This window comes from Bacillus cereus group sp. BfR-BA-01379, from assembly GCF_022663605.1.
In the GTDB taxonomy this organism is placed as follows: Bacteria; Bacillota; Bacilli; order Bacillales; family Bacillaceae_G; genus Bacillus_A; species Bacillus_A mobilis.
The window spans coordinates 1-21,601 of sequence record NZ_JAKUFT010000007.1 but is presented as its reverse complement, the minus strand read 5'-3'; the positions used below and the strand labels follow the sequence as shown (position 1 = coordinate 21,601).

The window sequence follows — 21,601 nt, the reverse complement described above, 5'->3', positions numbered from 1 at the left end:
GAATAAGGGTATATGCCTATGATGGGCATATGCTCTTATTTTAAAAAAATAAAAGTAAGAATATTTAAAACTATCTTATTGCTTTTGAGAAAAACGGGGAGGTGCTTGACTATGGGACGTTATGTATTAAAACGTTTCGTGTACATGGCTTTGACATTATTTTTAATTACTACACTGACTTTCTTTTTGATGAAATTACTTCCGGGTTCTCCGCTTAAAAACCAGGAGAAACTATCACCGGCACAAAAAGAAATCATTCTTGAAAAATATGGTTTAAATGATCCAGTACCAGTTCAATATGCACGTTACTTAGGTAACTTAGCAAAAGGTGATTTAGGGGTATCATTCCAATATGATAACCGTCCAGTAACAGATATGATTGTGGATCGCATTGGACCATCGGCACAACTTGGTTTACAAGCGATTATATTAGGAACATTTATCGGTTTACTTTTAGGAATCGTTGCGGCACTTCGTAACAATACGTGGGTCGATTATGGGGCGACAATTATTTCCGTACTCGGGATGTCGGTACCATCGTTCGTATTCGCCGCATTACTACAATATTTCGTAGGGGTAAAACTTGGTTGGTTCCCAGTAGCCTTCTGGAAAGGGCCAGAGTTTACAGTGATGCCTACGATCGCTTTATCGATGGCAGTTATCGCAACAATCGCACGTTTCTCTCGTGCAGAGTTAATTGAAGTTATGCAAGCTGACTACATTTTAACAGCGAAAGCAAAAGGGATTAGTCAAGGCGTTATCATTGTAAAACACGCACTTCGTAACGCGCTAATTCCAGTTGTAACAATTTTAGGACCAATGGTTGCGGCATTAATTACAGGAACACTCGTTATCGAGCAAATTTATGCAGTACCAGGACTAGGGGAACAGTTCGTTAAATCTATTACAGTGAATGACTATACAGTTATTATGGGAACTACAATTTTCTATAGTGCGATTTTCATCTTAGTTATTTTCATTGTTGATATTTTATACGGAATTATTGATCCTCGAATTCGTTTAGCGGGAGGGAAAAAATGATGAAAGATGTACAAAAATTATCTCCAGATTTATTTCAACAAGCCAATCAAAATAATGTGGATAATGAAGTCATTGCCCGTCCAAGCTTAACGTTTTGGCAAGATGTAAGAAGACGTTTGTTCCAACATAAAGGAGCAATGTTAGGTTTCGTTTTATTAGCGCTTATTGTATTACTAGCAATTTTTGGGCCGATGGTAAGTAAACACTCGTATAAAGAGCAAGACTTAGGTCGTGCGAAATTACCACCGAAAATTCCTGTTATTGAAAATGTTCATTGGCTACCATTTGACGGTACAGATCAATATGGTGTTGACCAATATGAAAAACGTGATATTAAAGAGTATTTCTGGTTTGGTACAGATGATCTTGGACGCGATTTATGGACAAGAACATGGGAAGGTACGCGCGTATCGTTATATATCGCTCTTTTAGCAGCAGCGATTGACTTAGTAATTGGGGTTGCATACGGAGGTATTTCAGCGTTCTATGGCGGTAGAGTAGATAATATTATGCAACGTGTTATGGAGATTATTAACGGTATTCCATACTTAATCATCGTTATTTTAATGGTAATCATTATGGGATCTGGTATATGGTCAATTACACTTGCAATGGCGATTACAGGCTGGATAGGGATGTCGCGGATTGTTCGTGGACAAATCTTAAAGTTAAAAAACCAAGAATATGTATTAGCATCTCGTACATTAGGTGCAACAAATACACAATTAATTGTGAAACATTTAATTCCAAACGTAATGGGACCTATCATCGTAATGACAATGTTTACAATTCCATCAGCGGTGTTTGGTGAAGCGTTCTTAAGTTTCATTGGTTTAGGAATTCAGCCACCATTTGCGTCACTTGGTTCTCTTGTAAATGATGGTTATAAATCAATTCAAACGTATCCACATATGATGTTCATCCCTGCGGTTGTCATCAGTATGTTAATCTTAGCATTCAACTTAATGGCAGACGGATTACGCGACGCGTTAGATCCAAAAATGCGTAAGTAAAAGAGGGGAGAAGTAAAAATGAAAACATTGTTAGAGGTAAAAGATTTGCAAGTCTCCTTTGATACACATGCAGGTGAAGTACAAGCTGTACGCGGTGTTACTTTTGATTTGAAAAAAGGAGAAACATTAGCGATTGTAGGAGAATCTGGTTCTGGTAAATCAGTTACTTCTAAAGCGTTAATGGGATTAATTCCGAATCCTCCAGGACGTATTAAAAACGGTGAAATCGTATTTGAAGGTCGTGATTTAACGAAATTAACAGAAAAAGAAATGCAACAAGTGCGCGGTAAAGATATCGCGATGATTTTCCAAGATCCTATGACATCATTAAACCCAACGATGACAATCGGAAATCAAATTATGGAAGGCCTTATTAAACACCAAGGGATGAGTAAAGCAGATGCACGTAAAGTTGCATTAGAATTAATCGACCTTGTAGGTATTCCAAATCCAGAAGCGCGCTTAAAACAATATCCTCATCAATTCTCAGGTGGTATGAGACAGCGTGTAGTTATTGCGATGGCGTTAGCTTGTAACCCGAAATTATTAATTGCCGATGAGCCGACAACAGCGCTAGACGTTACAATTCAGGCGCAAATTTTAGAGCTTATGAAAGACATTCAACAAAAAACAGAAGCGGCAATCATTTTCATTACGCATGACTTAGGTGTAGTGGCAAACGTTGCGGACCGTGTAGCGGTTATGTACGCTGGTAAAGTTGTTGAAATTGGAACGGTTGATGAAATTTTCTACAATCCAAAACATCCGTACACTTGGGGCCTAATCGCATCTATGCCAAGTTTAGATGGTTCAGAAGAAGAGTTATATGCAATCCCTGGAACGCCTCCAGATTTATTGAAGCCGCCAAAGGGAGATGCTTTTGCACCACGTAACCCGCAAGCACTGAAAATTGATTTTGAAATGGACCCACCTTTATTTAAAGTAAGTGATACACACTACGCGGCAACTTGGTTACTTCACGAGCAAGCTCCAGAAGTAAGACCGCCGGCAGTTGTTGAAAAACGCATTCTTCAAATGAAAGCAGGTGAACAACATGACTAAACAACGTGAGAAATTAATTGAAGTAAAAAATGTAAAGCAGCACTTCGACGTGAGTGGTGGTGTTGTCAAAGCGGTTAATGATATTTCATTTGATATTTACCGCGGAGAAACATTTGGTCTTGTAGGAGAATCAGGTTGTGGTAAATCAACAACTGGAAGAACGATTATTCGTTTATATGATGCAACTGCTGGTGAAGTATTGTTCGATGGTGAAAATGTACATGGTAAAAAATCACGCGCACAACTGAAGAAGTTCAACCGTAAAATGCAAATGATTTTCCAAGATCCATATGCATCATTAAACCCTCGTATGACAGTAGGGGATATTATTGCAGAAGGTATTGATATTCACGGACTAGCAAAAGGCAAAAAAGAGCGTATGGACCGTGTTCATGAATTATTAATCACAGTTGGTTTAAATAAAGAGCACGCAAACCGTTTCCCGCATGAATTCTCAGGTGGACAACGTCAACGTATCGGTATCGCTCGCGCACTTGCTGTAGAACCTGAATTTATCATTGCCGATGAGCCAATCTCAGCACTTGATGTTTCAATCCAGGCGCAAGTTGTAAACTTACTGAAAAAGTTACAAAAAGAAAAAGGTTTAACATACTTATTCATTGCCCATGATTTATCAATGGTAAAATACATTAGTGACCGCATCGGTGTAATGTACCGTGGTCAAATCGTTGAGCTTACAACAAGTGAAGAGTTATATGCGAATCCAATTCATCCATATACGAAATCACTATTATCAGCAATTCCGCTTCCAGATCCAGATTATGAGCGTAATCGTAAACGTATCGTATACGATCCATCTCAGCATGATTATGGTAGTGAAGCACCAACAATGCGTGAAATTCGCCCAGGACATTTCGTCTTATGTTCTGAAGCGGAGTATAAGAAGTATAAAGAGATTTATCAATAATAAAAAGCCAATCTTCCGTTATGGAAGATTGGCTTTTTTCTACTATATAAACAGTTTTATTGTTAATATTTGTTTGTAAGTGAATACATGCATTTTGATTAAACGAGTATTACTGTGCCTGAACAGAAACACTCTCCTCTTGTTCTTCAGGTTTAACGAGTGCATAACGTTCCCACGCTCTACTTTTCCAGCGGAAGAACATAATGATGGCACGTGTCCATTCATCAATAGCAATCGCTAACCAAATACCAACGAGCCCCATATCTAAATGGAAGGCGAAAAAGTAACCGAGTGGTAAACTCATTAACACCATAGAGAATGCTCCGATTAAAACTGGGTACTTTGCATCACCAGCTGCGCGAAGTGAATTGATAATGACGATGTTCATTGTACGTCCCGTTTCAAGTAGTACACTTAGTAAAAGAACTGATGCACCTAACGTAATAATGTGCGGATTATCTGTAAATAGTCCCATTAATTGTGTACGGAATGTAATGACGAGAGCGACCATACATAAAGTGACTCCAATTGCCCACTTTACACTTTTCCATACGCGTTCATACGCTTCGTCTTTTTCACCACCGCCAACGAGGCGTCCGATAATAATGGCTGTTCCCATACCAATCGCAATCGCGAATAAATAAGTGAACATAGAAATATTCGTAGCGTATTGTCTCGCCGCTAATGATTCCGTTCCTAAGTATGTTGCATAGTATAAGAAGACAATTTGGCAAGCTTGATACATAACCTGTTCAAATGCAGATGGAATCCCGATTTTTAAAATTTTCCCGATGTATTCTTTTGATAAGGTGAAGTAATATTGTAATTTCACACGGTATTCCATAACGCGGTACAGTAACCAGAAAAAAACGATAAGTGCGATTAATCTGCTGACAGCAGAAGAAATAGCAGCCCCTTGTACACCGAGCTCTGGGAAACCAAATTTTCCGAAAATGAGTACGTAGTTTCCAGCGATATGAATAATATTCATTCCAAGTGAAATAAACATCGCTTGCTTTGTGAAGCCATGTACGCGGATAATTGCGGCTAATGAATTAATAATAGCTTGAAGGAAAATAGCGCCTCCGACGATGGATAAATAGTTTTGCGCATACATGAGTACATCGCCTTGTAAGTTCATTGCCATCATCATATGTTTTGAAAATAAAAGAAAACCAGCGCTTATAATGAGTCCGACCACTAAATTTAATGTGACGGCTAAAGCTGATATTTTAGATGCTTCCATAAAACGTTTGGAACCGAGGTATTGAGATACGACGATAGCTGCGCCGTTCCCGATGACTTCTAGTACCAAAATAGCGATATGGAGATATTGATTCGCTGCACCAACCCCAGATACAGCATCGTCTGATAATGCACTTAACATGAAAGTATCAGCGATCCCCATTAACATAAATAGAAAAACTTCTAGAAAAATAGGCCATGTTAATAAGAATAAACTTAATTTCTCTGTCGGCCCGTTTTTTGCCTGAATTGCTGTCATGTCCGTCCCCTCTTTACCGATATCTATTTTTAGCAAAATGTATCGTAACATACTTTCGTATCCTTTGCACTCATTTTAACCTACATATCTTTAATATGAAGAGGGTGCTATTTTATGATAAAAAGAGAAGGATAATTATGCAGAAAGTATTATAGGATATAAAATTTGTTTTTCTCTGATAATTTAGAAAAATACAATAAACTTCATTTTTAACACTTTAGTAAGAAAAATCAACAATATAAAACGTTTACAAAGGTTTATTTCTTAACAGAAAATTTTAATAAAATAGAAATATAAATATACAAAAAATATATTTGTGTGTATAATACGAATTGTTAGAACATATATATATTTCTATTTGTTTGAAAATGAAAGGGCTAACATTTTTTTGGAGGGTGGAAGTATGAAAAAAAAGATACCAGTTTTTGTAGCGTCAACAGTAGCAATGAGCATGATGTTAGGGGCATGTAGCTACCAAAAAGATGAACCGCAAGCGAACGCAAAAGGGGATAGCGGGAAAAGCGGTGCGAAGCAAGTTATTAACTTAATTGAAACACAAGAAATTCCAACGATGGACCCAGCGTTATCAGCTGATGCAGTTTCTTCAAGAGTAATGACTAATACGATGGAAGGCTTATACAGTTTAGGTAAAGATGATAAGCTAGTTCCTGGTGTAGCGAAGGAATTCCAAAAGTCAGAAGACGGTAAAAAATATACATTTAAATTACGTGAAGACGCGAAATGGTCAAATGGTGAGCCTGTGACGGCGAAGGATTTCGTATACGCATGGCAAAGAGCGATTAACCCAGATACAGCTGCGAAATCAGCGTACATTATGTATGATATAAAAAATGCAGAGAAAATTAATAAAAAAGAGATGAGTCCAGATCAATTAGGGGTGAAAGCGATTGATGATCATACATTAGAAGTGGAATTAGACAATTCAATTCCATACCTTGTAGATTTAATGGTATATCCAATCTTCTATCCTGTGAATGAAAAGTTTGTGAAAGAGCAAGGTACGAAGTTTGGTTTGGAAGCGAATACAACACTTTATAACGGACCATTTACATTAAGTGATTGGCAACATGAACGTAGCTTTAAAATGACAAAGAGCGCGTCATATTGGGACAATAAAGAAGTGAAGATTGAGGAAGTAAACTTTAATATTGTAAAAGATACGTCTACGCCAATTAATTTATATGAAACAAACGCAGTCGATCGAGCGACGTTATTAGCAGAGTTCATCGATAAATATAAAGGAAAACCAGATTTCCAAACGGTAGAAGATACATCTGTATTCTTCCTTCGTTTAAATCAAAAAGACCCAGCTTTAGCAAATAAAAATATTCGTAAAGCAATTTCACTTGCTTTTGAACGTAAGCCGTTCGTTGATACATTATTAAATAACGGTTCTAAGCCAGCAACAGGATTAATTCCTGATAACTTCATTAAAGGGCCAGATAAGAAAGACTTCCGTGCTGTAAATGGAGATATTGTAAAACCAAACGTGAAAGAAGCGAAGAAGTATTGGGAAGCTGGTAAAAAAGAACTTGGTAAAAATGAAATCGAATTAGAGCTATTAAATGAAGACGTTGAATTATCGAAGAAAACGGGTGAATATTTAAAAGGTGAGTTAGAAAAGAATTTACCAGGTTTAACAGTGAAAATTAAACAACAACCATTCGCGCAAAAACTAAAATTAGAAGATGCGGGCGATTATGTGATGTCATTCTCTGGATGGAGTGCAGACTTCCCAGATCCAGTTACATACCTTGATATGTTTATAACGGACGGATCGCAAAATAAAATGAAATACTCTAATCCGAAATATGATGAAATTATCATGAAAGCGAAGAAAGATGGAAGCGATGTAAATGCTCGTTGGAAAAACTTACTAGAAGCAGAGAAAATGTTACTTGATGACGCTGCGATTGTTCCAGTATATCAACGTGGTAGAGCATATATACAAAGAGAATCAATTAAAAATATGTACAACCATAAATATGGCGGCGATTTAAGCTTTAAATGGGCGTCAGTAGAGAAATAAGAAAAAAGCAGGTGATTGCCTGCTTTTTTTAATACGTACGTTTCTTATAAATACCTTTTCCGCCAACTTGATTCCAGCCGGATTGCACATCCAAACTTTTATTAACAAACTTCATCTTTTCTTTTCCGCCAAAGAGTTTTTCACCAATGCTATTTGTAATGACACCAATCAATGCTGTTATTCCGATGATGAGGGCAGCAACCGTGACAAAATCAATAAAAAAAGCAATCATTTGCAAATTCCCCCTTTGCCTGTCTGTATGTTTATTGTATGAGATAAAAGATAAAAAAGAAAGAAATGTCAGAAAAATTATTGATTTATTTTAGAAATCGTATAGACATGAAGGAGAATGTTTGTTAAAATAAGAACAAACGTTCCTTTTTATTCTCAATTGTATAGTCTTACATTTCTTAATTGATTTATCAAGAAAAGGTAAGAAAACGTTCTCTTTTTATAGGAAAGATTCTGGAAAAATAACTATATATCATATGAATAATCTATGAAAAGCAAGTGTTAAGAGGGTTGGAGGTATTGTTAAAGTACAGATGAATCGAGTGTGATCATGTTACATAGCAGTGGAATACACGGAAGAGTTTTCTCAATTAGAAGGAAATTTACTGTATATTTCTTGTAAAATCTATTGTATAATGATTATAGAAGTTACTTATTAAAAGTAATTGTTGTTTGCTAAAAGTTGTTGCTTACATGAAATGCGATTTTTGCACTTTGTTTTAAGACAAGGTATCGCAAAAAATTGCTGAATTTAGAAATTTAAACTGTAATTAGTACAGAATTTGTACTCTTTAAGGAGAGTGAGCTTTGTATGGTAACATTATATAGTTCTCCAAGCTGTACGTCTTGTAGAAAGGCGAAATTATGGCTAGAGGAAAATCATATTCCTTATACAGAACGTAATATTTTCTCAGATCCATTAACGATTGAGGAAATTAAAGAGATTTTACGTATGACAGAAAGCGGAACGGATGAGATTATTTCTACTCGTTCGAAAGTTTTCCAAGAATTAAATGTAAACTTAGAGTCTTTACCACTTCAAGATTTATATAAGATGATTCGTGACTATCCAGGGATTTTACGTCGTCCAATTATGATTGACGAGAAACGCCTTCAAGTAGGTTACAATGAAGACGAAATCCGCCGTTTCTTACCACGTACAGTAAGAACGTTCCAATTACGTGAAGCACAGCGTCTTGTAAATTAATTATAATAATATGAAAACCTTCTACCTATTATATAGTAGAAGGTTTTTTTTAATGTTTCACATTCCGTAATCGAACTCGTTGCACGATAATACCGATGCATAAAATGGTGAAAATAAATAAGTAAGGAATGCCTGCAGTGAAACTTGGGTTGTTATGAAAAAAGGTTGCAAGTCGGTCTTCATGTGTGACCATTTTTCCGGCTGTATAGGCGAGAATCGCTGCCCCGCAATAAATGAGGAATGGAAAGCGTTCCATAAGTATTAAAATAAGTTTGCTGCCCCAAATAATAATCGGGATAGAAATGAGTAAGCCGATTATTACGAGTAAAAATCTTCCGTGAGCTGCACCTGCAATGGCAATAACATTGTCAAACCCCATAACGAGATCCGCGAATACAATTGTACGCACAGCTTGAAATAAAGTTGTTTTCCCCTGAATAGCAGAAAGATCGTTGCTATTATCAGTTAGTAAATTTACTGCAATTAATGTAAGTAAAACGCCTCCGATAAGTTGCAGAAATGGAATGTCGAGTAAATAGACAGCTAGTATAGTAAGGATAATTCTTAGTACGATTGCTAAAAGAGTACCAATCAAAATGGCTTTATTTCGTTTCGATTCAGGTAAATTTCGACTAGCTAGTGCGATAACGATTGCATTGTCACCACCTAATACAACATCGATACCGACAATCATTAGTACAGATGTTAAAAACTCTAAGTCCATTCGTCTGCCTCCATTTATGATGTTTTAATAAGCGAACTATATGTATGTGGTGAAGAGAGAGACTAAATCATCTTCTCTAATAAAAGTTTCACTTTATTACAGTGTACGAGGAAAGGGGGAAATGTATGTCCAAATTTTTTGTGAGTAAGAAATCGCTATAATGATATATTTGTGTAGACAATCGAATAAAGATAGGCATATAACTATTTTTGTAAAATAAATCGATTTTATTTCCATTCTGGAGAATCTTATCATAAAATGAGAGTACAAGAATCTATTGATTTGTCATATGAGTGGGGAATCCCTTCATAACAATTCTAAGCAGGAAGGGAGAGTTGTATTTTGGATATTGAAAGAATTAATGACCATACGATGAAATTTTTTATTACGTACATTGATATAGAGGACAGAGGGTTTAATCGTGAAGAAATTTGGTACGACCGCGAACGAAGTGAAGAGCTCTTTTGGGAGATGATGGACGAAGCTCGTGATCATGACGATTTCTTTATTGATGGACCGTTATGGATTCAAGTGCAAGCAGTCGATAAAGGGATTGAAGTACTTGTAACGAAAGCAGAGCTTTCAAAGGATGGACAAAAGTTAGAACTACCAATAGGTGTAGATAAAATCATAGACATTCCTCTAGAGGAAGGCATTGAATCATTATTCCAGCAAGAATTAGTGGAAGAGGTAGAAGAACAAGCAGGAACAAACTTTAACGAAGATGGTACGTTTGGCTTTTTAATTAAGTTTAATGATTTGGAAGATGTCATTTCATTAAGCCACCGTCTTATCTTTGAAGATATAAAAGATGAGCTGTATTCATTTGAGAACCGCTATTATGTATATGTGGAATTCGATGAAGTGCTACATGATGAAGAAGAAATTGATCGTATTTTAAGTATTGTTTTAGAGTACGGAGAAGAATCAACTTTAACAATTCATCGTGTAAGTGAGTATGGGAAACAAATTGTGAAAGAGCATGCGCTTGAAACAATTCGCAATAATTTTCCTGCTAAAACGTAGGCCGATTTCTGTAGTATGAAATCGGCTTTTTATATGAAGAATAGGAAAGCTTTCTTAGTAAGGAGGTAAGAGATGAAAAATACGTTAAAGTTGATTTTCTTTGTTTTACTATTGTTCGCATTATTTGTTTCGTTACGTATGTTTATTGATGTAGCATTTTATTCGGATGTAATTGGGATAAAAGATGTGTCGATTCTAGGTATTATTAGTATTTTATTTACAGTATCTGCATTTTTAATTGGCTGCGTGATTTTCTTAGAGAACCGTCATCCGTCAAAAACACTTACATGGCTTATTGTGTTAGGTATTTTTCCTGTATTTGGATTCTTCGCTTATTTATTATTCGGACAGAACTTTCGGAGGAAGAGAATGTTCCAAAAGAAGGCGTTGCTCGATGAACAAGCGTTTTTACAATATAAGGGGCATGAAGATTACGAAGAACGAATTTTGCGTAATCATAAGCATCAAGAGCTTTTATTTCGTTTAGCGGATCGCCTAGGCGCTTTAAATATTTCATTTCAAACTGAAACGAGAACATTAACAAATGGAGATGAAACGTTTCAGGCCATTTTAGATGGATTAAAACGAGCGAAACATCACATTCATATGGAATATTACATTGTGCGTGATGATAAGCTTGGAACAGAAATTAAAGATATTTTAATACAAAAATCAAAAGAAGGCGTAGTTGTTCGTTTTTTATATGATGCGGTTGGAAGTTTTAGATTATCGAATTCGTATATTGAAGAATTAAACGACGCAGGTGTTGAAATGATTCCGTTTTTCCCTGTGCGCTTTCCGATTTTAAACGATAAGATTAATTATCGAAACCACCGAAAAATCGTTATTATTGATGGGAATGAAGGATTTGTAGGTGGATTAAATATTGGTGATGAATATTTAGGGAAGGATAAGTACTTCGGCTTTTGGCGAGATACGCATTTATATTTGCGTGGTGAAGCTGTTCAAAGCTTGCAACTTATTTTCCTTCAAGATTGGTTTTATATGACCGGTGAGGCTGTGCTAGCCCCTGAATATTTACAAGCGAAAGCAGTTGAGGGGGGTCATTGGGGAGGCGTGCAGCTCGTTGCAGGTGGACCGGATAATAAATGGGAAACAATTAAACATTTATATTTTGCTATGATTTCTTCTGCACGGAAATCCATTTGGATTGCGACGCCGTATTTCATTCCGGATGATGATATTTTATCTGCATTAAAGGTAGCGGCGCTTGCTGGTATTGATGTTCGTTTGTTAATGCCGAGTAAGCCCGATAAGCGCACCGTCTTTTACGCATCGAGATCATACTTCCCAGAGCTTTTAGATGCAGGGGTAAAGATATATGAATACGAAAAAGGTTTTCTCCATAGTAAAGTTGTCATTGTCGATTCCGATTTAGCTTCAATTGGGACCGCTAATATGGATATGAGAAGTTTTCATTTGAACTTTGAAGTAAATGCCTTTTTATATGATACAGACAGCATTCGAAAACTCGTTCAAGATTTTAAAGAGGATATAGAAGAATCAAGTGAAATTCATGTCGATCGTTTTCATAAAAGGCGTCTTCATAGACGGATTGTGGAATCAACGTATCGATTATTATCACCTTTATTATAAAAAGAGATGTCCGAAATTGGGACATCTCTTTTTTAAAAGGAATTTGTAATAAATTGTAGAATATAAGGAGCTGAAAGGGAGTGATTCCGATGTTTATCGCCAAAAGAGAAAACGGAGAAAAAATTCACCTACTCTATCATCATGATGAAGAGCTTTTACATCGTATGCGTAAAATAGAAAGCTTCTTTTGCATAGCTTGCGGGAAAGAAGTGCAAATGAAATTAGGGAAACAAAAAAGCTGGCATTTTGCTCATAAAAAAATGGAGGCATGTCTTGCTTTTTATGAAGCAGAATCTATGTATCACATGCACGGTAAAGAACTGTTATATAGGTGGTTCAAACGTCAAAACTTTCATGTAAATATAGAGCACTATCTGCCAGAGATTCAGCAACGACCAGATATTTTCATAGAGAGAGCAGGGAGGAAAATCGCGATTGAGTACCAATGCGCCAATCTCTCTATAGAGCAGCTGTACAAACGAACCTATTCGTATTGGCGAGTTGGTATAAAGGTCATTTGGATTATTGGTGGAAATCAATTGAAAAAGCAATCAGCATATTGGATAAAATTCTCCTCCCTTATGGCTTTCTCCTTACAATCTTATCCTCAGCCATTTCTTATTTTTTTCTGTCCGGAACAAAAATCATTTATGAAATGCGCGTTTATCACTTTATTTTCTACAAGCGTCTCTTTCTCACATACTCTTCATTTGCCAACTGATACAACTACTTTTGAAATGCTCTTTTCTCCCGTCTCTTTCCGAAAAGAAACATTAGGTGAGGAATGGAAACAGCGAAAGAGCTACTTTCGGCAAAATGCTCTGCCGATTTGGAATTACAATCATAAGTCACTATTACGCCTCTTATATCAATGTAAATGTACCCCAGCAAATTTTCCTTCTGAAATTGGTGTGCCGCTCCCGTCTTCATTTGCTCTTCAAACAAATCCATTTATATGGCAAGCTTTTCTATATATGAAGTGTATAGGTGAGCTTGCGGTAGGGGATTATATTTCCCTCGGGTATGTGTGTAGTTATGTGAAAAAGTATACGAAAAGGCGTATGCTCCCTTACTTTTCACGGCATATATGGAAGGTAGCAGTTGCTGAATATATGGTATTTCTATGTTATGCAGGTGTATTGCAGAAAGTAGGGACTTATAAGTACCGAAAAAAAAGGGGTGTAGTTATGCTGAAAACAGAGGAGGAAGTTATGAAATATGATGAAATTTGCTTGGCGTATGCCTTATCTTTATTTGAGGCAAAGTACAACATGAGAGAAGGAAAAGGGGATATAATAAAGACTGATCGTGAAGGAATTACATAAGAAAAATCGAATTGTATGTAAGTAGAGATATTTAAAGGAGGGCTTAAAGGATGTCTGAACAAAACACAGCAAAAACATTACCAGATCGCAAAGAGATTGAAGAATCAAGTACGTGGCGATTAGAAGATATTTTCCAAACAGATGCAGAATGGGAAAAAGAATTCCAAGCCATTAAAGAGCTATTACCGAAGTTAACTGAATTTAAAGGGAAACTTGGTGACTCTGCGAACAATTTACTTGAAGCATTGCAATATGAAGATGAAATTTCAATGCGATTAGGTAAGCTATATACATATGCGCATATGCGTTACGATCAAGATACAACAAACTCTGTGTATCAAGCGTTAAATGACCGCGCGACAAATTTATATTCACAAGTATCTAGTAGCACAGCATATATTGTGCCTGAAATTTTATCGATTTCAGAAGATACATTGCAAACATTCTTGAAAGAAAATAGAGACTTAAGTGTATATGAGCATGCATTAGAAGAAATTACGCGTCAACGCCCGCACGTATTATCTGAAGCGGAAGAGGCTCTATTAGCAGAAGCATCTGAAGTTATGAGCGCATCAAGTAATACATTCGGTATGTTGAATAATGCGGATTTGAAATTCCCATCTATTAAAGGTGAGGATGGAGAAGAAGTAGAAATTACACATGGTCGTTACATTCAGTTTTTAGAAAGTGATGATCGTCGTGTGCGCGAAGATGCATTCAAAGCTGTATATGAAACGTACGGAAAATATAAGAATACATTTGCAAGTACGTTAAGCGGAGCTGTGAAACGTAACAATTTCAATGCACGTGTTCGTAAATACGATTCTGCACGTCAAGCGGCATTAAGTAATAATAATATTCCTGAAGCGGTGTATGATCAACTTGTTGAATCTGTAAATGATAATTTACACTTGCTACATCGTTACATTGATATTCGTAAGCGTGCACTAGGGCTTGATGAGCTTCATATGTATGATTTATATACACCACTTGTACCAGAAGTGAAAATGAACGTGAAGTATGAAGAAGCACAAGACATGTTATTAAAGTCTTTAAACGTGCTTGGTGATGAGTATGTTGACATTTTAAAAGAAGCATATGAAAATCGCTGGGTAGATGTGTACGAGAATAAAGGAAAACGAAGCGGAGCATATTCATCTGGTGCATACGGAACAAATCCGTATATTTTAATGAACTGGCATGATAATGTAAATAATTTATATACACTTGCTCATGAGTTCGGTCATTCTGTGCATAGTTACTACACAAGAAAAACGCAGCCGCACGTATACGGTGATTATTCAATCTTCGTTGCAGAAGTTGCATCAACTTGTAATGAAGCGCTTCTAAACGATTATTTATTAAAAACGACCGAAGATAAGAAAGAGCGTCTATACTTATTAAATCATTATTTAGAAGGATTCCGTGGTACTGTATTCCGTCAAACGATGTTCGCAGAGTTTGAGCATATTATTCATAAGAAAGTACAAGAGGGACATGCGGTTACGCCAGACATGTTAACGGAGATCTACTATGATTTAAATAAGAAATATTTCGGTGATGCTTTAGTCATCGATGAAGAAATTGGTTTAGAGTGGTCTCGTATTCCGCACTTCTACTACAACTATTACGTATATCAATACGCAACAGGATTTAGTGCAGCAACAGCTCTATCTAAACAAATTTTAGAAGAAGGGCAACCAGCAGTAGAACGTTACATTAATGAGTTCTTAAAAGCAGGAAGCTCAGATTATCCAATTGAAGTTCTGAAAAAAGCTGGAGTAGATATGGCATCTCCAGAACCGGTAAAAGAAGCATTGCAAGTATTTGAAGAGAAATTAAATGAATTAGAAGCATTATTATTTGAAGAGAAGTAAGAGAAAAGACGAGGAATTTACCTCGTCTTTTTTGCTTTAAATATTTTTGTCGATATTTGTCGGAAAAATAAAGTGAATTTCCTTCTTTTTTCTAAATTAGAAGGCAGTTTTGCGATTTTTTTTGTAGTTAAAACCCTTTAAATCGTTTTTTATGGTTGAAATAAGAGAGAGCGATGACAATGACTCCAAATAAAAGAGGGAAGGCAATAATTTTAGGAAAAGCTTGTAGTAGAGAGAGGATGTACAAGAAAAAAGAAACGATGACAGCTAGTAAGATAAGTAAAATATATGTTTTTTTCATACAGAACACCTCCAAAATAGCTTTTTTATAGCTTATTCAGAAATGAAAACGTTTAGAATGTGACAAAAGTGTGAAATTCGACAAAAGGGGTTGTCATCTGACGTCGAATCTTGTAATATAATAAGCGTGAACGAATTCACATACAAACATATACCCCTTTGTTTGAACGTGAAAATTTCTCCCATCCCCTTTAATATTTTTATAAGCCGTAAAGAAAAAGACCTGGTGTTTTACACCAGGTCTTTTTCTTTTGCTATCCATTTCCAATAACGCTCACATTTTACGTCAATCATTTGTACTTTTCGTTTCAGTTGTAATTTTTTTAGTTCACGCTCGATCTCTTGCTGCGAGCAGTCATATATAAATGCTACTTCTTTTGAAGAGATAAATTGTGTGGCTTCTAATAATACTTCTAAAGGTGGTAACGGTTCTGGTTCAATTTCACATTTTACAAGTTCTTTCAATAATTGTACGTATACGTCGTAAGAATAAGTTCCAGCGATTTTAATACCTTCTTCATCTGAATTCGCATGAAAAAATACGAGAGAAGGTATTTCTGTAATATGCATCTCATTTGTGAATTTTAAGTCACATTGGAAAGCTTTTTTTGCGCTAGTGGAATGTAGGTCTTTTTTAAATTCTTCTACATCAATACCGCTATCTCTTGCACAGGCAAGTAATAATTCGCAGTCAGGGTTTGATACATTTTCAAGGAAAATGTATTCTTGGAGTTTTCGCAAAAACTTCGAACCTGCTTTTCGGCCCTGCAACTCCGCTGCCTTAATTGCCATCGATACTAAATATGGTGTTGACGATGCCTCTTGCATATGTACCTTTCCATCACATGAAAAACCTTGTAAACTTGTTGTCTTTTCCCACACAAATCGAATATTAGCAGGTTTATTCCATTTGTGTGAGGAAGCGTTCGTTCCGTCCACTTTTCCTGTTACGATATGACGGATAGAGAAGTATTTCCCGTATTCAAGCCATAGTTTAATAATAAAGGGCTCAATTTCCCAGCAATCTTTACAAAGTGGATCAATAAATAAATATGCTTCTACAGACTTATGCTCACATGCGGAAGGAGATGGCATATTTATATGCTTTGCTTCCTGCTTATCCATTACACTTCACCTGTTTCATTTGGAGTATTAACCATATGCTGAGCAGTTAATGCTAAACGTTCAAAAACGAACTCTCTTATATGACCGTGCACTCCTGTGTCATCCATTGCTTGCTCCATACATGATAGCCAAGCCTCTGCTCGTTTTGGAGTAATCTCAAACGGAAGATGGCGTGCTCTTAACATAGGATGACCATGTTCTTCAGTGTACAAATTAGGACCACCTAAATATTGTGTTAAAAATTGTTTTTGCTTCCTAGCGGTTTCTGTTAAATCATCCGGGAAGATGGGAGATAGGTCAGGGTGTTTACTGACATAGGAATAAAATGTGTCTACTAATATTGCAATGCATTGTTCACCGCCAATTGCCTCAAATGGTGTCATCGGTTGCTTGCTCATCCTTTATAAACTCCTTTTTCCATGAAATGTATATCTATTGTAGCAATGGAATGTTCCAGAGGGCAAATAAACAGCCTTCATAACGTTCTTTGCTTATTCTACAGATGTAAAAGAATCTGTTCCTTTTAAAAAGTGAGATATATCCACTAGTAGAACGTATTCACTAGTGGAATTTTCACTTTAGCGTGCTTTGTTTTGTTTGGCAAGGAAAAAGCGTTTTACTTTATTATTTGTATGACGGATTGGTATGTCATGTTGCTTTAATAAATGCATAAATGCAGCTTTGCCTGTTTCTTCATCTTGCACTTCAAATTCAATTTCATAATCATCGTGATTGTAATAGAAACTATGATCAAAGACAAGTGTTCCGCCTTCAAATAGCGTTTCGGCTCTTTCAGTTGTTAAACTACCCATATAAGTTAAAGTGGAAACAGGAATTTGTAATTTGTGTAGTTGATCCATTACAGTCCCTGGAATGATTACGTTTGTTTCCATCATCATTCTTGCTTTGTCTTCTGTTACGACTTGATGAGTTTCCAGCAAGCCGACTTCTGCAGGTTGTTTCAATGTTAATGTATAAGTTTCTCCTTTATGACGAATACGAAGTGCAGAGCCAGCTTCTTTTAATGAGAAGCCTGGTGTTTCAAAGTAGTGATTCACCTGTTTCGTAAATACCTCAATAGAGAATGATTTACATAATGTATCGAATTCTGCTTCTGTAACAATATTTTTAAATTCAATTTCAATTTCTTGTGTCATTGCATACGCGCTCCTTTTAAAAAATAATTCTTTACACATTATCGCTTTTTCATAAATTTGGTTCAATGTTTTATTTGTTTGCGTCCATGTTATGATACAATAATACTGTTAAGTAAGACAGGAAGTTGAGATGGAGGAGTTAGAGCATGCAAAATAAAATTCAAGTTAAGAGCGTAGAAAAGAGAGAGAATGCGCTTATTTTTTGTGCGGAAAATAATGAAATAGAGGTAAAGGAGTTAAGTACGCGTAATCACGTACTTGTAGACTCAGACAATTTATCATTTTTATATATTTTAGAAAACGAATCATCTTTCATTTATGTAAGTATTCCGCACACATGCTGGGAAGCAATGCATGAAGCGATGAATAACGATATAGTAATGTTCGTTCGTGTGAATGACGTTGAAATGGAATTAGAAAATTTAAAAGAAGAAGTAGAATATTTAGTTGAAAATATTGAAGGTAATGCAAATTACGGAGAAGAACTAGTAACTGCTGTAGAAAAAGTATTTCTATAAGCAAATGGATTGATTTTGGTGGTGGTTGAAATGAATCGAAATTGGGAAGAATTTTTAGCACCTTACCATCAAGCGGTGGCAGAGCTGAAAGTGAAACTAAAAGGAATGCGTACTCAATTTTCAATGTTAACAGAGCATTCTCCAATTGAGTTTGTAACTGGAAGGGTAAAGTCGGTTGCTAGTATTATTGATAAAGCGGAGAAGAGAAATGTGCCGCTAGATCGGCTAAGAGAAGATATGCAAGACATCGCGGGCCTTCGAATGATGTGTCAATTTGTTGATGAAATTAAGCCTGTTGTAGAATATCTTCGAAAACGAAATGACTTTGAAATCGTGGAAGAACGTGATTATGTCACGCAAAAGAAAGATAGCGGTTATCGTTCTTATCACGTTGTCATTAGTTATCCAGTTCAAACGATTCAGGGAGAAAAAAAAGTATTAGTAGAAATCCAAATACGCACGTTAGCAATGAATTTTTGGGCAACAATTGAGCATTCTTTAAATTATAAATATAGTGGACGTTTTCCTGAAGATATTAAAATACGCTTGCAACGCGCAGCGGAAGCAGCATTTTTATTAGATGAAGAAATGTCCTCTATCCGTCTTGAAATTCAAGAAGCGCAGAAAGCTTTTTCAAGAAAACAAGAAACGAAAGATTCCGAATCATAAACTAAAGGGTGTTGGGCGATGAAATTTACAATTATGTCAAAGGGAGATCAATCATCAGATACATTGGCAGGCACGATGAAAGAGTACTTGCTAGATTTTGGATTTATAATGGATGAAAAGGAACCCGATATTGTAATTTCTGTTGGGGGAGATGGAACGCTTTTATATGCGTTTCATCGTTACTATAATCGATTGGATGAAACAGCGTTTGTTGGTGTACATACAGGGCATTTAGGTTTCTATGCAGATTGGTTACCGACAGAAGTAGAGAAATTAGTAATTGCAATTGCTAAAACACCATTCCAAGTGGTGGAATATCCACTTTTAGAAGTGATTATTCGCTATGTGAATGGGAGTAAAGAGTCACAGTATTTGGCGATGAATGAAGCAACTGTTAAAAGTGCGGAAGGTACATTAGTAACAGAAGTGGAAATACGCGGAGAGTACTTCGAAACGTTCCGCGGAGATGGCCTTTGTATTTCTACTCCTTCGGGAAGTACTGCGTATAATAAGGCGCTTGGCGGAGCAATTATTCACCCTTCTATTGAAGCGATTCAAATTGCAGAAATGGCATCTATTAATAATCGTGTGTTTCGTACGGTAGGTTCGCCGCTCGTACTGCCGAAGCATCATACATGTGTGTTGAAGCCGGCTGCAGGAATGAACTTACAAATTACGGTGGACCATTTAACGATGGTGCATCAAGATGTGAAATCAATCCAGTATCGCGTTGCAAACGAGAAAGTACGATTTGTTCGTTTCCGTCCATTCCCGTTTTGGAAACGAGTTCGTGACTCGTTTGTTGCAGATAAATAGAAAGGGTTTATATATTTGAACAGATTTACATTGAAATGGGATATAGAATCGGCTGAAGAGGGAGCTTTAGTTAGAGAATTTTTAAAAACAAAAGGGATTTCTAAAGCTGCATTAACGGATATAAAGTTTCACGGCGGAGCTATTGAAGTAAATGGTCAGCATGCGAGCGTTCGTCATCAGTTGCAAGCTGGTGAAGAATTACGTGTCTTTTTTCCAGTGGAGGAAAGAAGCGAAGGGATGGTTGCAGAAGATATTCCTTTGTGTATCGTATATGAAGATGATGCGGTTCTTGTCATAAACAAAGAGGCAGACATGTCAACGATTCCGTCTAGAGAACATCCGGCAGGGAGTGTTGCGAATGCGCTCTTATCTCATTATGATAAGCAGCATCTTGCAAGTACAGTGCATATTGTAACAAGATTAGATCGTGATACTTCAGGGCTTATGCTTATTGCAAAAAATCGTTTCGTGCATCATCTTTTATCGAAACAGCATCAACAAAAAGCTGTGAAAAGAACGTATGAAGCAATCGTGCATGGTGAGATTCTCGAACGAGAAGGAACGATTGACGCACCGATTGGACGAAAATCGGATAGCATTATTGAGCGAACGGTTTGTGATAAGGGGCAAAGAGCAGTTACTCACTTTAGAGTGATTGATAGCGCCTATCATAAGACGCATGTATCGCTTGAGCTTGAAACAGGAAGAACGCATCAAATTCGTGTACATATGGCGCATATAGGACATCCGTTACTTGGCGATACTTTATATGGTGGGAAAAGGGATGAAATGAAACGACAAGCACTTCACAGTACATCATTGGCGTTTTATCATCCTATTTTAGAGAAGAAAATGTCTTTCACTACAACGATTCCAAGTGATATGCAGGAGGTAGTAAGGCATACTTAAAAAGGGAACAAAATTCTTATGTAATGAAGAATTTTGTTCCCTTTTTTCTTAGCGGAATAATATTAAAATTTGATTTTCACCCGTGCGCTTTATAACGAAAAATCCACTTTCGGATTTTGTTGCAATGCCATCGTTATTTGGACGACAATATCCATGCGTTTCGCAAGTGCCGTCATCGCGTACTAGCATTTGTCCAATTAATCCGACAGGAAGCCACTCGGCACGATCTTTTCTTGCTATATATTTGCAAGCTGGATCCCATTCTGTATTTAAAAGAGGTTGTATGTCTTGCGATTCCGCACATACATATTGACGTTTTCCAAAGCTATCTGTTTTGTAGCGTTTCTGCCAACTTAAAGCACCGCTATTTCCTATAAGTGCCGGGGTTGCGCTAGATATTCCTAAAATGAATGAATCGTTTGAAGTAGCGATCCGAATTTTTTCTTCGCTACTAAATGTAACGAAATAACCTACATCAATAAGATTATTGTCTGCTGTTTCAAACATTTGTGCAAAATCAGTTCCACTTGCATTGTAAGAAGCGCCATCAATATACATTTCCCCATTATGAGCAAGCCACTTTGCACCAATATGATGATCGGTTTCATTTGTACCGTTAGCAATAAACCAAGAATAAGATTCTTCTGCTGTGCCGAAGCGCCCCATAATATGGCTACCTGCAAAATGAGCTGTTGATGTATGATTACCTTCCGCATGAGAA

22 protein-coding genes are annotated in these 21,601 nt (G+C 36.6%); 14 read left to right on the top strand and 8 right to left on the bottom strand.

What is annotated here, in order from left to right; genetic code table 11:
• The first annotated feature begins 111 nt into the window (after nucleotides 1-111).
• The 4 genes from opp3b to MR113_RS04290 are packed head-to-tail and all read left to right on the top strand — an operon-like array spanning nucleotide 112 to nucleotide 4,044.
• Nucleotides 112-1,041, top strand: coding sequence for an oligopeptide ABC transporter permease (opp3b, locus tag MR113_RS04305; RefSeq protein ID WP_063260236.1), 930 nt, complete (start codon nucleotides 112-114; stop codon nucleotides 1,039-1,041).
• Nucleotides 1,038-2,054 carry an oligopeptide ABC transporter permease gene (gene opp3C / locus MR113_RS04300; protein ID WP_063260237.1) on the top strand — a complete coding sequence of 339 codons (1,017 nt, stop codon included), beginning with the start codon at nucleotides 1,038-1,040 and terminating at the stop codon, nucleotides 2,052-2,054. Before opp3b ends, opp3C begins: the two co-directional genes overlap by 4 nt.
• 18 nt (nucleotides 2,055-2,072) lie before the next feature.
• Nucleotides 2,073-3,116 carry an ABC transporter ATP-binding protein gene (locus tag MR113_RS04295; protein ID WP_000854348.1) on the top strand — a complete coding sequence of 348 codons (1,044 nt, stop codon included), beginning with the start codon at nucleotides 2,073-2,075 and terminating at the stop codon, nucleotides 3,114-3,116.
• Nucleotides 3,109-4,044 carry an ABC transporter ATP-binding protein gene (locus MR113_RS04290; protein ID WP_242251454.1) on the top strand — a complete coding sequence of 312 codons (936 nt, stop codon included), beginning with the start codon at nucleotides 3,109-3,111 and terminating at the stop codon, nucleotides 4,042-4,044. The genes MR113_RS04295 and MR113_RS04290 overlap by 8 nt, the downstream gene beginning before the upstream one ends.
• A 109-nt stretch (nucleotides 4,045-4,153) precedes the next feature.
• On the opposite strand, the gene MR113_RS04285 is transcribed toward MR113_RS04290, so the two are convergent.
• Nucleotides 4,154-5,599: an MATE family efflux transporter gene (locus MR113_RS04285; RefSeq protein WP_242251445.1), complete on the bottom strand. Its 1,446-nt coding sequence runs from the start codon at nucleotides 5,597-5,599 to the stop codon at nucleotides 4,154-4,156.
• 352 nt (nucleotides 5,600-5,951) lie between these two features.
• On the opposite strand from MR113_RS04285, the gene MR113_RS04280 reads away from it, so the two are divergent.
• Nucleotides 5,952-7,598, top strand: coding sequence for a peptide ABC transporter substrate-binding protein (locus MR113_RS04280; RefSeq protein ID WP_242251443.1), 1,647 nt, complete (start codon nucleotides 5,952-5,954; stop codon nucleotides 7,596-7,598).
• Nucleotides 7,599-7,626: 28 nt separating this feature from the next.
• Here MR113_RS04280 and MR113_RS04275 read toward each other — a convergent pair whose 3' ends face one another.
• Entirely contained in the window at nucleotides 7,627-7,830 is a 204-nt protein-coding gene (locus tag MR113_RS04275; RefSeq protein ID WP_000559978.1) for a hypothetical protein, read from the bottom strand.
• A gap of 591 nt (nucleotides 7,831-8,421) precedes the next feature.
• Between MR113_RS04275 and spx the strand changes: the two genes are divergently transcribed.
• A complete protein-coding gene (spx, locus tag MR113_RS04270; RefSeq protein ID WP_000258267.1) occupies nucleotides 8,422-8,817 on the top strand; it encodes a transcriptional regulator Spx in 396 nt (131 codons plus the stop codon).
• Between the two features lie 49 nt (nucleotides 8,818-8,866).
• Here the strand turns inward: spx and MR113_RS04265 are convergent, their stop codons facing one another.
• A complete protein-coding gene (locus MR113_RS04265; RefSeq protein WP_098596768.1) occupies nucleotides 8,867-9,541 on the bottom strand; it encodes a TerC family protein in 675 nt (224 codons plus the stop codon).
• A gap of 342 nt (nucleotides 9,542-9,883) precedes the next feature.
• On the opposite strand from MR113_RS04265, the gene mecA reads away from it, so the two are divergent.
• The 4 genes from mecA to pepF all read left to right on the top strand — a co-directional run bounded on the left by mecA (nucleotide 9,884) and on the right by pepF (nucleotide 15,386).
• A complete protein-coding gene (gene mecA, locus MR113_RS04260) occupies nucleotides 9,884-10,567 on the top strand; it encodes an adaptor protein MecA (protein WP_242251441.1) in 684 nt (227 codons plus the stop codon).
• A gap of 72 nt (nucleotides 10,568-10,639) precedes the next feature.
• Nucleotides 10,640-12,184, top strand: coding sequence for a cardiolipin synthase (locus MR113_RS04255; protein WP_242251439.1), 1,545 nt, complete (start codon nucleotides 10,640-10,642; stop codon nucleotides 12,182-12,184).
• An 80-nt stretch (nucleotides 12,185-12,264) separates the two neighbouring features.
• Complete coding sequence (locus tag MR113_RS04250; RefSeq protein ID WP_242251429.1) at nucleotides 12,265-13,509, top strand: competence protein CoiA; 1,245 nt, start codon at nucleotides 12,265-12,267, stop codon at nucleotides 13,507-13,509.
• A 50-nt stretch (nucleotides 13,510-13,559) separates the two neighbouring features.
• The gene (gene pepF, locus MR113_RS04245) at nucleotides 13,560-15,386 is read left to right on the top strand and encodes an oligoendopeptidase F (protein ID WP_000003387.1); all 1,827 of its coding nucleotides are present in this window, start codon (nucleotides 13,560-13,562) and stop codon (nucleotides 15,384-15,386) included.
• Nucleotides 15,387-15,513: 127 nt separating this feature from the next.
• Here pepF and MR113_RS04240 read toward each other — a convergent pair whose 3' ends face one another.
• The 4 genes from MR113_RS04240 to MR113_RS04225 all read right to left on the bottom strand — a co-directional run bounded on the left by MR113_RS04240 (nucleotide 15,514) and on the right by MR113_RS04225 (nucleotide 17,968).
• Nucleotides 15,514-15,687: a hypothetical protein gene (locus MR113_RS04240; protein WP_046957017.1), complete on the bottom strand. Its 174-nt coding sequence runs from the start codon at nucleotides 15,685-15,687 to the stop codon at nucleotides 15,514-15,516.
• 230 nt (nucleotides 15,688-15,917) lie between these two features.
• On the bottom strand, nucleotides 15,918-16,811 hold the full coding sequence (locus MR113_RS04235; RefSeq protein ID WP_000360655.1) for a ClpXP adapter SpxH family protein: 894 nt from the start codon (nucleotides 16,809-16,811) through the stop codon (nucleotides 15,918-15,920).
• Nucleotides 16,811-17,209, bottom strand: a complete 399-nt coding sequence (locus tag MR113_RS04230; protein ID WP_000043382.1) for a globin domain-containing protein — start codon at nucleotides 17,207-17,209, stop codon at nucleotides 16,811-16,813. Before MR113_RS04230 ends, MR113_RS04235 begins: the two co-directional genes overlap by 1 nt.
• Nucleotides 17,210-17,389: 180 nt before the next feature.
• Entirely contained in the window at nucleotides 17,390-17,968 is a 579-nt protein-coding gene (locus MR113_RS04225) for a CYTH domain-containing protein (RefSeq protein ID WP_242251427.1), read from the bottom strand.
• Nucleotides 17,969-18,114: 146 nt separating this feature from the next.
• Here MR113_RS04225 and MR113_RS04220 point away from each other — a divergent pair, with 146 nt between their 5' ends.
• From MR113_RS04220 to MR113_RS04205, 4 genes are read left to right on the top strand one after another with little or no spacing between them, the layout of a single operon-like run.
• On the top strand, nucleotides 18,115-18,486 hold the full coding sequence (locus tag MR113_RS04220; RefSeq protein WP_242251425.1) for a UPF0738 family protein: 372 nt from the start codon (nucleotides 18,115-18,117) through the stop codon (nucleotides 18,484-18,486).
• 30 nt (nucleotides 18,487-18,516) lie between these two features.
• Nucleotides 18,517-19,155: a GTP diphosphokinase gene (gene yjbM, locus MR113_RS04215; protein ID WP_242251423.1), complete on the top strand. Its 639-nt coding sequence runs from the start codon at nucleotides 18,517-18,519 to the stop codon at nucleotides 19,153-19,155.
• Nucleotides 19,156-19,173: 18 nt separating this feature from the next.
• Nucleotides 19,174-19,971 carry an NAD kinase gene (locus MR113_RS04210; RefSeq protein ID WP_000673186.1) on the top strand — a complete coding sequence of 266 codons (798 nt, stop codon included), beginning with the start codon at nucleotides 19,174-19,176 and terminating at the stop codon, nucleotides 19,969-19,971.
• Between the two features lie 15 nt (nucleotides 19,972-19,986).
• A complete protein-coding gene (locus MR113_RS04205) occupies nucleotides 19,987-20,880 on the top strand; it encodes an RluA family pseudouridine synthase (protein ID WP_242251421.1) in 894 nt (297 codons plus the stop codon).
• Between the two features lie 48 nt (nucleotides 20,881-20,928).
• Here the strand turns inward: MR113_RS04205 and MR113_RS04200 are convergent.
• On the bottom strand, nucleotides 20,929-21,601 hold a 673-nt coding region (locus tag MR113_RS04200; RefSeq protein WP_277929621.1), incomplete at its 5' end, for a peptidase G2 autoproteolytic cleavage domain-containing protein.